Genomic DNA, 12,010 nt, shown 5'->3' with positions numbered 1-12,010 from the left:
GCTGACCCATGACCGTCACCGCGAACGACGTGCAGGGCGCGGCCCTGTCATCCGAGCCCGACGTCACCCCGGCCGTGCTGATCGAGCGGGCCAGGGCTCTGGGGTCCACCCTGGTGGCCCGCCAGCGGGAGACCGAGGAGCGAACGTACTACGCCGAGGACACCCACCGGGCGTTCCGGGACGCGGGCCTCTACCGCATCACGGTGCCTAAGCGCTACGGCGGCTACGAGTTCGGCTTCGACACCTTCCTGCAGGTCGTGATGATCCTGACCCGTGCCTGCGCGTCGACCGGCTGGATGTACTGCCTGGGCGCGGCGCACTCGCTGTTCGTCGGCACCATGTTCGGCGAGAAGGCGCAGGCCGAGATCTTCAAGGATCGTGACTTCATCGCACCGCTCGTCAACGCCCCGCACGGCACGGCCCGGCGCGCGGCGGACGGCGGCTGGATCCTGAACGGCGTCTGGAAGTACTGTTCCGGCGCGCCGTACGCGACCCACCTCATCGGCAACACGATGATCATCGAGGAGGGGCAGCCGCCGCGCCCGCTGCTGTTCATCGCGCCCCGCGACCAGTGGGAGATGCTCGACGACTGGGGCTGGCAGCTCGGCCTCAAGGGCAGCGGGTCGCACAGCATCCGGATCTCCGACGGGCACATCCCCGGCCACTTCGGCCTGGAGCTGGACTTCAACGAGATCTCGGTCACCGGTGGCACCCCCGGGCGTGACCTGCACGAGCACCCGCAGTACGGCGGTGCGCCGGCCAGCTCGATGGCCCTGGAGGGCGCACACATCGCGGTCGGCATGTGCCAGGGCGCGCTCGACGCGTACACCGAGTTGATGTTCTCCCGGCCCACGATCCTGCCGCCGTTCCCGCCCCGGGTGGAGGACCCGGACTTCCAGCTCTGGTACGGGCAGGCCAGCAGCATGATCGACGCCGCCGAGACGCTCGTGCTCGCCACGGCCCGGCGCTGGCACGAGCTGTCCGAGCAGCCGGTCGGTGCGTTCACCGCCGAGGAGGACCTGCGGATCGCGCTGACCTGCCGAGAGGCCACGTCACTGGCCTGGCGGGCCGTCGACGAGATCATCCAGCCGACCGGCGGCAGCACCTCCGTACGGGAGGGAGAGCGCCTCGAACGGGTCTGGCGGGACCTCTCCACCGGCCGTACGCACGTCAGTTCCGCCGTGCTGCTCACCACCATGGCCAACCGCGCGTACACCCAGATGCGGCTGCGGCGCGAGCACCGGTGACGGTGATCGCGGCGCCGGGGTCAGGCCGGCGTCGCCGGCCGCGGACACCGTCCGCCGGCTGACGGCGACCGGCCGGGACGCACCGGGCGGTGACACGGATGCGTGTCACCGCCCGGTGCGTCCCCGTCTCCCGGCCGGACGGTGCGGCCCGGCTGTGGGCGTGCGCCGCACACACCGGTGCGGCGTCGCGTGCGGCTCAGGGGGCGCCCTCCGGTGAGGGCCGGGGCACGGCCCGGAAAAGGCGCCAGCCGCTGCCTTCCACTCGGGAAGGCAGCGGCTGGTTCGCCGACCGCGACTGTCGGTCAGGCGCCGAGCCGGAGCCGCTCCGGCTCCGACTGCGGCAGCGCCTGCGGGGCCTGGCCGTCGTTGGCGGCGCCCGAGTCCACCCGACGCGCGTACTCGTCGAGCAGTTGCTGAGCCTGGTCGTTGGCCTGGCTGAACCGCGCTACCAGGTCCGCGCCGCCGACCAGCACGTCGTGCATGGCCTGCACGGCCGTGCTCTGGACGGGCAGGAAGTTGCCCATCACCGCCCCCCGGGTGGCGGGGGAGTCGGGACTGGCCCGGAGCTGGTCGACGGCGGCCCGCTCGTGCGGGTTCCGGTCGTACCAACCCTCGCTGGCGAGCAGGGCGATCGACGCCTCGGTGGAGGGGACGAACGCCCGCCCGTGGTCATAGACGGCGCGGGCGTTGCGCGGGCTGTTCAGGAACTGCATGAGGGCCAGCGCGCCGTCCCGGGTCCGCTCGTCCAGCCCGTCGCGCAGCCACAGCGACTCGCCGGCGATGACGCTTCCCGAGTAGCCGGCCCGCTCGTTGTACGGCATCGGGCTCGCCTGCACGTGGAACCCGGCCCGCCGGGCCGCCCGGACGATGGGACCGGCCTCGACCGAGGTGCTGATCATCATCGCCGTGTCCCCGGCGGCGAACGTCTCCATGCAGCCCCACCAGTCCGACGACTTGCCGGTGTAGAGGTAGTGGCCGGCCCGGTGCAGGTCCCGCCACCAGGTCGCGTAGGCCAGCATCTCCGGGGACGTGTAGTGCACCTTCTCGCTGCGCCCCGACCTGCCGTTGTCGTGGTCGGCGGTCAGCCCGCCCTGCTGGGCCACAGACTGCTGGAACAGCCAGCCGAAGTTGGGCCAGGTGATCCCGCCACGGCGCGCGCCGTTCCGGCCGGCGACGGCGGCGCAGGCGGCCTCCACCTCCGACCAGGTGGCCGGCGGCTCGGTGATCCCGGCCGCGCGCAGCGCGTCCATGTTGGAGTAGAGCAGGAGAGTGGAGGTGTTACGTGGCATCGACCGCAGCTCGCCGCCGAACGTGTGGTAAGCGCGCATGTTGGCCACGATGTCGTCGAGGACCACCGGCTCGCCGAGGATCTCGTCCCGCCCGCCCACCGCCTCGGTCACCGAGGTGAAGAACGGCCGTCCCTCCGGGTCGCGGAGGTCCTGAACCTCCTGGAGATACGTGTACTGGTACGAGGCGATGTGCGGCGCCGTGCCCTCGCGTGCGGCCCGGGCCATCTCCCGGGGGAAGGCGCCCACGTTGACGGCCTCGACGACGGCCCGGTACTGCGGATGCCTGCGGTTGAACTCCTCCGCCTGTCTCCGGACCGGGTCGACGAGTTGTTGCCACATCGGCCAGCGGTTCAGCCAGAGCTTGATTGTGATCTTGTCGGCTGATTCATGCATCAGTCCTGCCACCTCAGGTCGGCGCCGGGGATATTCATAGGGTTCTCATGCTCTGCGCCGTCAGCAGCTGTCGCATCTCCTCGCTTGCCCCGGACCGTCCGCAGGCGGGCACGCGGGAAGAGGACCTTCCCCGGCACGGCGGGCCAGACTTCAGATCCGGAGGCCGGACCTGAAGTGGAGGACTCCGCCATGACCGCACCCGTTCTCGCGCCGGGCGCGCCGGTGCACCTGCTCGTCCGGCGCCGCGCCGAGGCGGCGCCGGAAGCCACCGCCATCTCGTGGGGAGACGAGGCCGTCTCCGCGCGCGACCTCGACCGGCACGCCGCACGGATCGCCGCCGCGCTGGCCGGCTTCGCCGGTCGCCCGGTCGCCGTACGGGTACCGGCCGGACCGGACCGGTACGCGGCGCTGCTGGGGGTGCTGCGCGCCGGCGCCGTGCTGCTGTGGTCCGGCACCGGGGCGGCCGGCGAGCGCGGTCGCGCCATCCTCGACGCGGTGCGCCCGGCCGCCGTGCTGACCGGCGGTGCCGGCGACGAGCTGAGCGACTGGCACACCGGGCGCACCGGTGTACCGCAGATCGATGTGACAGCCCTGCCCGACGCGACCGCGACCGAGCCGTCCGTTCCGCCCGGGGCCTGGGCCTACCTCGCGCACACCTCGGGTTCCACCGGCCGGCCCAAGGGCGTGCCACAGACGCATGCCGCACTGGCGCAGTTCAGTACCTGGTTCGCCACCGAGTTCGGACTGGCTCCGGGCGTACGGGTGGCGCAGTGGGTGGCCCCGGACCACGACCCCGCGCTGTGCGAGACGTTCGCGACGCTGGTGGCCGGCGCGGTGCTCTGCCCGGTGCCCGACCCGATCCGCGCCCACCCCGGCCGCCTGCTCGCCTGGCTGTCGGCGGAGCGGATCGACGTCCTGCAGACCGTGCCCAGCTTCGCCCGCCAGTTGCTGACCGAGAGCACCGAGCGGTCCCGGGTGCCCCTGCTCCTGCGTCGCCTGCTGCTCATGGGCGAGGCAGTGCCGGAAAGCCTGGTCCAGGGATTCCAGGCCGCGGCGCCCCGGATGGCCCTGGCAAACATCTACGGCCCGACCGAGACGGTCGCCGCCACCTGGCACCGGATTCCACGCGGGTTCCGGGGCACCGTGCCCATCGGGCGGCCGATCCCCGGCCGGGACGTGCTGGTCCTCGACGAGCGGGACCGCGACTGTCCGCCCGGAGTGGTGGGTGAGATCGTGGTCGGCAGTCCGTACGTGACCCCGGGCTATCTCGGCGACGACGCCGGTGGGCCGGCCTTCCGCCCTGTGCCCGGCCGTGGGCCGGGGCCCTGGTACCGGACCGGCGACCTGGGCCTGCGCCGCGACGACGGGCTGCTGGAGTTCCGGGGCCGCCGGGACCAGCAGGTGAAGATCCAGGGGCATCGGCTGGAACTGGCCGAGATCGAGTCGATTCTGCTCGAGCACGGCTCCATCGCCGAGTGCGCCGTGCTCGCCGTGACCGGTGCCGACGGCATCGTCACCAGGCTGACCGCGTACGTCGTGCCGCGGGAGGGGCCGGACCCGGCACGGTGGCGCGCGCACATGCGGCAGCGCTTCGGTGACGTGATGCTGCCGATGACGTTCCGGGTTGTGCCGCACGCGCTGCCGCGCAACGAGACGGGCAAGGTCGACCGCCGCCGGCTGACCGGACTGGACCAGCCGCCGGCCCCGGCCGACGGACAAGACAGCAGCTCAGGAGATGCGTCGCGGTGACCTGAGCGGCCAGAGTCACACCTAACGGCGTTCGGACTCGAGGAGAATCAATGGACACAGTCACCACGCTGCCACGAGCGGAGCTGCTGCGGCGTGCGGCCGAGCTCGGCCCGCTGCTGCGGAACAACGCACAGGCGTCGGAGGAGCAGCGGCGGCTCAGCATCGAGACGCTCGAAGCGCTGGGCGGCTCCGGCCTGCTGCGTATGCGGGTCCCGCGGAGCTACGGCGGCTACGAGTCCGACATGCGGACCGTCGCCGAGGTGCTGGCCGAACTCGCGCGCGGCGACGGCTCCGCGGCCTGGACCGCGTCCGTCTGGCTGATCAGCAGCTGGATGGTCGGGCTGTTCCCCGACTCCGTGCGCGCGGAGGTGTTCGCCGATCCGGACGTGCGGATCAGCGGCATCCTCAGCCCGACCGCCATGGCGACGCCGGTCGACGGTGGCTACCGGGTCAACGGCAAGTGGTCGTTCAACACGGGCTGCCTGCAGAGCGACTGGAACGTCAACGCCGCCGTCCGGCCCACCCCGGACGGCCAGTTCGAGCCCGTCATGGTCCTCGTCCCGATGAGCGAGCTGCAGGTCATCGACGACTGGCACACCACCGGCATGCGCGGCTCGGGCAGCGTCTCCACCGTGGCGGACAACGTCTTCGTGCCCGAGGACCGGGTGCTGCCGATGGGTCCGGTGATCGGCGGGGCGCACCCGCTGCAGCAGGACCCCTCGGCGCCGATGTGGCGGGCCCCGTTCATGCCGATCGCCTGCATGACTGTGGGCGCCGTCGCCTACGGGCTGGCGCAGGCGGCGCGGGACGCGTTCCTCACCCGGCTGCCGGGCCGCAAGATCACCTACACCGACTACGACGAGCAGAGCGCCGCGCCGCTGACCCACCTCCAGGTGGCCGGCGCGACGCTCCGGGTGGACGAGGCCGGCTTCCACATCCTGCGCACCGCCGACCGGATCGACGCGAAGGCGGCCACCGGCGAACCGTGGACGATCGAGGAGCGGGTCCAGGCCCGGCTCGACCTGGGCGCCGCGTGCCTGCGCGCCAAGGAGGCAGTCGACCTGCTGGCCGGTGCGAGCGGCGGAAGCTCGCTCCAGCTCGACGTGCCGATCCAGCGCATCGAGCGCGACATCAAGGCGCTGAACCTGCACGCGATCATGCACCCCGACACCAACTTCGAACTGTACGGGCGGGTGGCCTGCGGGCTCGCCCCCAACACCCAGTACCTCTGATCTCCTGCCAGGAGGAGCGACATGACCACTCAGCAGCAGCCGGCCACCGCGGACATCGCCGAACGGGTCGCGGCCATCTGGACGGATGTCCTGGGCGATCGGTCCGGCACGTTCTTCGAACTCAACGGGCAGTCCATCGCCGCCGTGCAGATCGCCGCGGCGGTCGAGGAGCAGCTCGGTGTCACTCTCGACATCGGGGACCTGTTCGAGGACCCGGATCTGGAGACCCTGACCCGTAACATCCTGGCCCGCGTCGAGGGGTGACTGGGATGGCCGACCTGACCCACGTCACCCCGGCCGCTCCGCTGGACGACGTCGTGGCGATCCTGGAACGCGACGGGGCGGTGATCGTCGAGAACTTCGTCGACGGCGAGACCCTCGCCGGGCTCCGGGCGGACCTCGAGTCCGGCCTCGATGCGGCCGGCTACAGCGAGAGTGGTTACGACGGGCAGAAGACCAAGCGGCTGTCCAGCCTGTTCCACTGGTCGCCGCGTCACATGTCCACGGTGGTCACCCAGCCGCAGTACCTCGGTGCGGCCCGGCGCCTGCTGCAACAGCCCACGCACATGTGGATCGGCAAGGTCCGGATGGAGGTGACGCCGAACATCCAGGTCAGCTTCACCCAGGCGATCCGCATCGACCCGGGGCAGGGCCGGCAGCCGTTGCACCGCGACGACGCGATGCATCTGTGGCGGCATCCGGGCCCGCCGTGCCGGCTGCAGCTGATGCTGGCCATGACGGACTTCACCGCGGCGAACGGCGCGACCCTGGTCATCCCCGGCAGTCACCACTGGGACGACGAGCGGGCCCCGACGTACGCCGAGACGGTCCCGGCCGTCATGCCCGCCGGTTCCGCGCTGCTCTGGCCGGGCGGCGTCTACCACGGCGGCGGCGCCAACACCACTGACTCCTCGCGGATGAGCCTCTCCGTCGCGCTCGACCTGGGTAACCTGCGGCAGGAGGAGAACCAGTACCTCGCGGTCCCGCGGGAGACAGTGCAGACCCTGCCGGAGGAGGTGCAGCGGCTGCTCGGCTGGGACCGCTGCCCGCCGGGTCTCGGCCAGGTCGCGACCCAGGACCCGCATCTGTTGCTGGAGCGGACGCTGGAGGAACTCACCGCCCGGCCGCGCGGTGCGAATCCGTTGATGTAGGGCCGGCCGGGTCCCACCCGAACCGGTGGCGCGCCGGACATGAGCCGGTCCGTGCCGTCACCTGACGCAGCCGGTGCGCTCTGCGAGAGCAGGCGCACCGGCTGCGTCGTGTGATCCCGCCGGAGACGGCCACCGCCCCGGCCGGCCGGGGCCGGCTCACCGGCCCGCCGGCGTACCCGTCACGCTCTCGCCTGCGGTGCGTTCCCGCTCGGCGGCGTACGCGGCTTCGAGGCGCTCGAAGGCGCCGGGGCCGTGCCGCGGCTTCGGCGGCGCGCCCAGGTGGCGTACCCGGAGCTCGTCCATGAGTTCGTCGAGGAACGCCGGGCCCGCGTCGCGCATGAACTGCTGTCGGCTGCGGAGCGCGTCGTCGCCGCGGCGCCAGTCGAGCCCCCAGTCGCCGAGGGCGTAGAGGATCGGCAGGGTCTGGATGCCACTCTCGGTGAGGCTGTAGAGAGCGCGCTGCCCCCGCGCCGCGGTGCCGCGGGTGAGGATCCCCGCCTCGACCAGCCGCACCAGGCGGTCGGCGAGGATGTTCGACGCGATGCCCTCGACCGATCCGGTGAGCAGCGCCCTGAAGTATCGTCGGTCGCCGAAGATGACGTCGCGGAGCACGAGCATCGACCACCTGTCGCCGAGCAACTCGACGGCGGCGTTGATCGGACACCCGGATCGTTGTTGCACGCTTCCTCCTTGACAGGTATGTCGCTCTACATATAGTGGTTGCGGAACGCAACCGCTACCGGGAAGAGGCGATGATGGGCCGCTTCGTGTACTGGATGAACGTGTCCCTCGACCTCCGGATCGAGCAGGTGCCGGGTGACAACGGCGCCGGCGAGTGGCTGCGCATCGACGAGGAGCTGCACCGGGAGTTCAACGCGCGGGCGCGCGCACTCTCGATCATGGTCCAGGGTCGCGTCATGTACGAGATCATGGAGGAGTACTGGCCACGCGCGCGGGGGGACGAGTCGCTGCCGGACTTCCTGCGGGAGTACGGCGAGATCTGGACCGCCGCGCCCAAGGTGCTGGTGTCCCGCACCCGCCGCCACGCCGACCACAGCACCCGGATCATCGGCGGTGACGACGCGATCGAGCAGCTCGCCGACCTCCGCGCCACCACCCTCGGCACTCTCGGGGTGGGCGGCGCGACGCTGGCCACGCAGCTGCTGCGGGCGAGGCTGCTCGATGAGCTGCTGCTCTTCACCCACCCGGCGATCCTCGGCTACGGCCGGCCGCTCTTCGACGACTACGACATGCCCATCGACCTCGACCTGATCGAGCAGCGGTCGTTCAAGCAGGGCGTCACGATGCATCGCTACGCCGTCTGCGACGCGAGCGAGACGAGCCCCTGACAGCGCTCCACCGGGCCCGCCGGTCGGTCAACCGCCCGTTCCACCAGGCTGAACCGTTCTCGTGGCGAGGTCGAGGTCGGCGGCGCGGGCGAGCTGATCCCGGGTCCGGGCGTCGCTGAGAAGCGGCTCGTCGAACTCCCGGGAACCCGAACGGACGGCCGCCAGCACCCGGTCCAGGAACAGGAGCATGCTGTCGGCCGGCGGGAGCCGGTGCGACTCGGACGTGCCCCCGGCGTCCACCCGCACGGTGGGGGAGAGGTCCGGCGGCGCCGAGAACGGGCGCTCGAAGTCCACACCGACGCCGGGGCCCAGCAGATGGAGGGCGTTGCGGTAGCCCGTCGTGAAACCGAACTGTCCGACGAGCGTGCGGTCGCCCGGATAACCGGCCAGCACGCTGTAGGCGAGTTCCAGGCCGTCGGGGGCACGGTCGCCGACGATGACCTGGAGGCGGTCGGGCTCGGCATCCCACAGGACCCGGCCCAGGGACGCGAGGTAGGGGCCGGTGTCCAGCAGGGCTCCGCCACCCCGCGAACGGTCGTGGCGGAAGTCGGTGGCGGGCACCGGCGGGGTGAAGACCGCGACGGCCTTGGTGAACGTCGCGTCCAGCGCGCCCGCCCAGGCGAACATCGGATGGTACGAGTAGCAGGTCGCCTCGGCCAGGACCAGCGACGACCGCCGGGCCAGTGCGACGGCCGACCGCGCCTCGGTCAGGGTCGGGAAGGCGGGCTTGTCGACCACCACGTGGTGTCCCGACCGCAGGGCCCACGCGACGGCCTCGGCGTGCTCGCCGTTGGTCAGGGAGATGTAGACCAGGCCGGGCCTGCGGCCGGTCAGGGTACGCCAGTGCGTGCCGTCCCGGCGGCTCACCACGGTGATCGAATCGAAGGGAAGCGCCGCGGCGGCGGGCAGGACCCGCCGCTGCGCGAAGCGCGACCGGCCGATCAGGAGGAAGTCCACGCGACTCCTAGAGAAGGCAGGCCATCAGGCTGCGGGCCTCGACGTTCACGTAGTAGCCCGCCGACACCAGGCGGTCCAGCAGGCCCAGTGTCATCCAGCGGTGGGTGGGCGGCACGTCCACCTCCTGGCCGGGCCGCAGTTCGATGACCACGTGCCGGGTGTCGGCCCGCAGGAAGCGGCCGCCGTCCTCCGACTGCACCGAGCTGTGCCGGACCTGTGACACCGGAGCGGAGAGATACTCCACCAGCGGGGGAAGATCGGACGGGGTGCGGTAGTAACCGGGGGCCAGCTGGATGCTGGCGGCCAGCTCCAGCCGGTCCGTCAAGCCGGGCTGCACCAACGCCTGGACCAGGAACTCGAGCACGCCGCCCCGGCGCCGGCAGAGGAACGCGACCAGGTTGCCGGGCACCGGCTCCAGCATCGGCTGGGTCCAGCTGGTGACCTCGCGGCTGGTCGCGGTGATCTTGAGGCCGACGACGCGGAAGTAGCCGCCGTCGCGGTGCCGGATGCCCTCGTCGTCGGCGATCCAGCCGTCCAGGCCGGACAGGGCGGTGCGGTGGACGTCGAGCGTGTAGAGCTCCTTCTGGTCGATCAGCCAGGTCATGGCGTCGGCCAGGTCGGCGTCCGAGCGGCTGCGGCGGTGCGAGGCGACCACGGCCGCGTGGAAGTCGTCCTCGGGGTCCGGCCCGTTGCCGGCGTAGGAGATGCAGGCCAGCACCGTACGGGCGTTCATGTTCACGTGGCCGGCGGCCAGCTGTGCCCGAAGTTGCCCGAGGGTGAGCCAGGCGAAGTCGTCGAGGCGCGGCACGTCCACGTCCGGCGGAATCTCGACGATCATGTTGCGGTTCCGCTTGTGCAGGTACCACGACGCGTGTTCGGAGAGCAGCCGGTCGACCAGCACCCGGCCGCGCGAGGGGCGCAGGAAGTGTTCCAGGTACGGCGTGGGTCGCCCACCGTGCACGCGCTGGTAGTTGCTCTGCGTGGCCTGCACGGTCGCGGCGTACTGCACCAGGCTGCTGTTGCCGGGCTCCATCTTGACCTGCATGAGGAAGTGCGGCACGCCGTGGAACCGCTTGACCAGGATGCCCAGGATGCCGATGTCGGGCTGCACGATGATCGGCTGGTGCCAGGCGGGCACGGGACCGAAGTTGGTGCGGACCGCGAGGCCCTCCACGCTGAAGAAGCGACCCGAGGTGTGCGCCAGCCGGTCTGTCAGCCGCCATTCGGGCAGCGCCGACAGCGGCACCTCCGTCACCTCGTACCTGGCGGAGGCAGACCGCTGCTTCAGGAACAGGTCGGCGTCGACAGGCCCGTCGGTGACGAGCGCCGAGGCGAGGAACCCGGGTCGCATCAGATCGGCCCGGACAGCGAGGGCAGTGGGAAGACGAGCTTCCCGCCGGCGGCGACGAACTCCCGCTCCCGTTCGAGGAAGCCCTGCCGGTGCACCCAGGGCAGCACGAACAACTGGTCGGGGCGGCGGGACTTGGCCTCCTCCTCGGAGACGATCGGGATTCCGGTGCCCGGGGTGACCGCGCCGTGCTTCTCCTCGCTGACCTCGCCGATGCACGGCAGGTCGTCGGTGGTCAGGCCGCAGTACTGGAGGATCACGTTGCCCTTTGTCGACGCGCCGTACCCGACGGTGTGCAGGCCGGCCCGGCGCGAGCGGTCGAAGAACGCGCGCACCTGGTCGCGGTGCTCGGCGACGCGGCGGGCGAACGTCTCGTACGGCTGCTCGGTGTCGAGCCGCAGCGCCGCCTCACGCTGCCGGACGCGCTCGATGCCGGCGTGGTCGATCCGGTGCTTCGACGGGTCCTTGACCAGGGTGACGCAGAGGCTGCCGCCGTTCACGTCGGTGATCTCGGCGGTGGTCAGGGTGAGCCCGGCCCGTGCCGCCATCCACTCGATCTGGCGCAGCTGGTAGTACTCCAGGTGCTCGTGGCAGATCGCGTCGTACGCGGGAATCTCCAGCAGCGGCAGCGCGTAGCTCATCTCGATCATCCACACGCCGTCGTCGGCCAGGATGTCGCGCACCTCGGTCATGAAGCCCAGCGGGTCGGGCAGGTCGTAGAACATCGCGATCGCGGTGACGATCTTCGCCTTGCGGTCGCCGTACCGCTCGGTGAAGCCGTCCCTGGTGAAGAAGTCGGAGATCAGGGCGATGTCGTCCGGGTAGTACTGGCGCCACTTCTCGCCGGTCGGATCGACGCCCACCCGGGTGACGTGCGACGGGTACGCCTTGAGCAGGGTCCCGTCGTTGCTACCGATGTCGAGCACCAGGTCGCCCGGACTCAACTCGACCAGGCCGGTAAGGGCGGCCACCTTGCCGTTCAGGTGATTGATCATGAAGGGGCGGATGCTGGAGCGGTAGCCGTAATGCTCGCCGTACATCAGCGACAGGTCGGCGGTGTGCCGCATCTGCAGGAGTCCGCAGCCGCCCAGGTCACACCGCACAAGCTCCAGTGGGGCGATCTGTACGTCCTCGCCGGGCCGGGGGAAGATGCCGGTGAGTGCCTGCATCCCCAGGTCCAGCACCGGCACCAGATTGCGGTTGCCGCAGATCCGGCAGGCCGTGCATTCGGTGACCGTTCCGGTGCCGATGGTCATGATGCCTCCCATGGTGAGTGACGGGCGCTCAGCGGTCGC

General features: G+C 71.3%; 11 protein-coding genes. 6 read left to right on the top strand and 5 right to left on the bottom strand.

Annotated elements, in window-relative coordinates:
- Nucleotides 1-8: 8 nt before the first annotated feature.
- A complete protein-coding gene (locus AB0B20_RS04645) occupies nt 9-1,247 on the top strand; it encodes an acyl-CoA dehydrogenase family protein (protein ID WP_357386737.1) in 1,239 nt (412 codons plus the stop codon).
- Between the two features lie 302 nt (nt 1,248-1,549).
- On the opposite strand, the gene AB0B20_RS04640 is transcribed toward AB0B20_RS04645, so the two are convergent.
- Nucleotides 1,550-2,929, bottom strand: coding sequence for an extracellular solute-binding protein (locus AB0B20_RS04640; protein ID WP_357389594.1), 1,380 nt, complete (start codon nt 2,927-2,929; stop codon nt 1,550-1,552).
- Nucleotides 2,930-3,118: 189 nt separating this feature from the next.
- Between AB0B20_RS04640 and AB0B20_RS04635 the strand changes: the two genes are divergently transcribed.
- Genes AB0B20_RS04635 through AB0B20_RS04620 form a run of 4 tightly spaced genes read left to right on the top strand, consistent with a single transcriptional unit; the run spans nt 3,119 to nt 7,061 of the window.
- The gene (locus tag AB0B20_RS04635) at nt 3,119-4,678 is read left to right on the top strand and encodes an amino acid adenylation domain-containing protein (RefSeq protein WP_357389596.1); all 1,560 of its coding nucleotides are present in this window, start codon (nt 3,119-3,121) and stop codon (nt 4,676-4,678) included.
- 50 nt (nt 4,679-4,728) lie between these two features.
- Nucleotides 4,729-5,910 carry an acyl-CoA dehydrogenase family protein gene (locus AB0B20_RS04630; RefSeq protein ID WP_357389598.1) on the top strand — a complete coding sequence of 394 codons (1,182 nt, stop codon included), beginning with the start codon at nt 4,729-4,731 and terminating at the stop codon, nt 5,908-5,910.
- A 21-nt stretch (nt 5,911-5,931) separates the two neighbouring features.
- Nucleotides 5,932-6,174: a phosphopantetheine-binding protein gene (locus AB0B20_RS04625; RefSeq protein ID WP_357389600.1), complete on the top strand. Its 243-nt coding sequence runs from the start codon at nt 5,932-5,934 to the stop codon at nt 6,172-6,174.
- A 5-nt stretch (nt 6,175-6,179) separates the two neighbouring features.
- On the top strand, nt 6,180-7,061 hold the full coding sequence (locus AB0B20_RS04620; RefSeq protein ID WP_357389602.1) for a phytanoyl-CoA dioxygenase family protein: 882 nt from the start codon (nt 6,180-6,182) through the stop codon (nt 7,059-7,061).
- Between the two features lie 156 nt (nt 7,062-7,217).
- Here the strand turns inward: AB0B20_RS04620 and AB0B20_RS04615 are convergent, their stop codons facing one another.
- On the bottom strand, nt 7,218-7,742 hold the full coding sequence (locus AB0B20_RS04615) for a helix-turn-helix domain-containing protein (RefSeq protein WP_357389604.1): 525 nt from the start codon (nt 7,740-7,742) through the stop codon (nt 7,218-7,220).
- Nucleotides 7,743-7,816: 74 nt separating this feature from the next.
- Between AB0B20_RS04615 and AB0B20_RS04610 the strand changes: the two genes are divergently transcribed.
- Nucleotides 7,817-8,410: a dihydrofolate reductase family protein gene (locus AB0B20_RS04610; RefSeq protein ID WP_357468103.1), complete on the top strand. Its 594-nt coding sequence runs from the start codon at nt 7,817-7,819 to the stop codon at nt 8,408-8,410.
- A gap of 27 nt (nt 8,411-8,437) precedes the next feature.
- Here AB0B20_RS04610 and AB0B20_RS04605 read toward each other — a convergent pair whose 3' ends face one another.
- Genes AB0B20_RS04605 through AB0B20_RS04595 form a run of 3 tightly spaced genes read right to left on the bottom strand, consistent with a single transcriptional unit; the run spans nt 8,438 to nt 11,971 of the window.
- Nucleotides 8,438-9,367 carry a Gfo/Idh/MocA family oxidoreductase gene (locus tag AB0B20_RS04605; RefSeq protein WP_357389608.1) on the bottom strand — a complete coding sequence of 310 codons (930 nt, stop codon included), beginning with the start codon at nt 9,365-9,367 and terminating at the stop codon, nt 8,438-8,440.
- 7 nt (nt 9,368-9,374) lie between these two features.
- Nucleotides 9,375-10,718 (bottom strand): NDP-hexose 2,3-dehydratase family protein, encoded by a 1,344-nt coding sequence (locus AB0B20_RS04600; protein ID WP_357468100.1) that lies wholly within the window; start codon nt 10,716-10,718, stop codon nt 9,375-9,377.
- On the bottom strand, nt 10,718-11,971 hold the full coding sequence (locus tag AB0B20_RS04595; protein WP_357389612.1) for a class I SAM-dependent methyltransferase: 1,254 nt from the start codon (nt 11,969-11,971) through the stop codon (nt 10,718-10,720). Before AB0B20_RS04595 ends, AB0B20_RS04600 begins: the two co-directional genes overlap by 1 nt.
- Nucleotides 11,972-12,010: the final 39 nt, after the last annotated feature.

This window comes from Micromonospora sp. NPDC049151 (assembly GCF_040648395.1).
Taxonomy (GTDB): Bacteria; Actinomycetota; Actinomycetes; order Mycobacteriales; family Micromonosporaceae; genus Micromonospora.
Note: the sequence above shows the minus strand (reverse complement) of the source record. Positions and strands in the feature narration are given on the sequence as shown.

Excerpts from the sequence above, each read along its gene's own strand:
- AB0B20_RS04640 (WP_357389594.1), bottom strand. The coding sequence starts at position 2,929 with ATGCATGAATCAGCCGACAAGATCACAATCAAGCTCTGGCTGAACCGC.
- AB0B20_RS04600 (WP_357468100.1), bottom strand. The coding sequence starts at position 10,718 with ATGCGACCCGGGTTCCTCGCCTCGGCGCTCGTCACCGACGGGCCTGTC.
- AB0B20_RS04630 (WP_357389598.1), top strand. The coding sequence starts at position 4,729 with ATGGACACAGTCACCACGCTGCCACGAGCGGAGCTGCTGCGGCGTGCG.
- AB0B20_RS04645 (WP_357386737.1), top strand. The coding sequence starts at position 9 with ATGACCGTCACCGCGAACGACGTGCAGGGCGCGGCCCTGTCATCCGAG.
- AB0B20_RS04595 (WP_357389612.1), bottom strand. The coding sequence starts at position 11,971 with ATGACCATCGGCACCGGAACGGTCACCGAATGCACGGCCTGCCGGATC.
- AB0B20_RS04625 (WP_357389600.1), top strand. The coding sequence starts at position 5,932 with ATGACCACTCAGCAGCAGCCGGCCACCGCGGACATCGCCGAACGGGTC.
- AB0B20_RS04610 (WP_357468103.1), top strand. The coding sequence starts at position 7,817 with ATGGGCCGCTTCGTGTACTGGATGAACGTGTCCCTCGACCTCCGGATC.
- AB0B20_RS04635 (WP_357389596.1), top strand. The coding sequence starts at position 3,119 with ATGACCGCACCCGTTCTCGCGCCGGGCGCGCCGGTGCACCTGCTCGTC.
- AB0B20_RS04620 (WP_357389602.1), top strand. The coding sequence starts at position 6,180 with ATGGCCGACCTGACCCACGTCACCCCGGCCGCTCCGCTGGACGACGTC.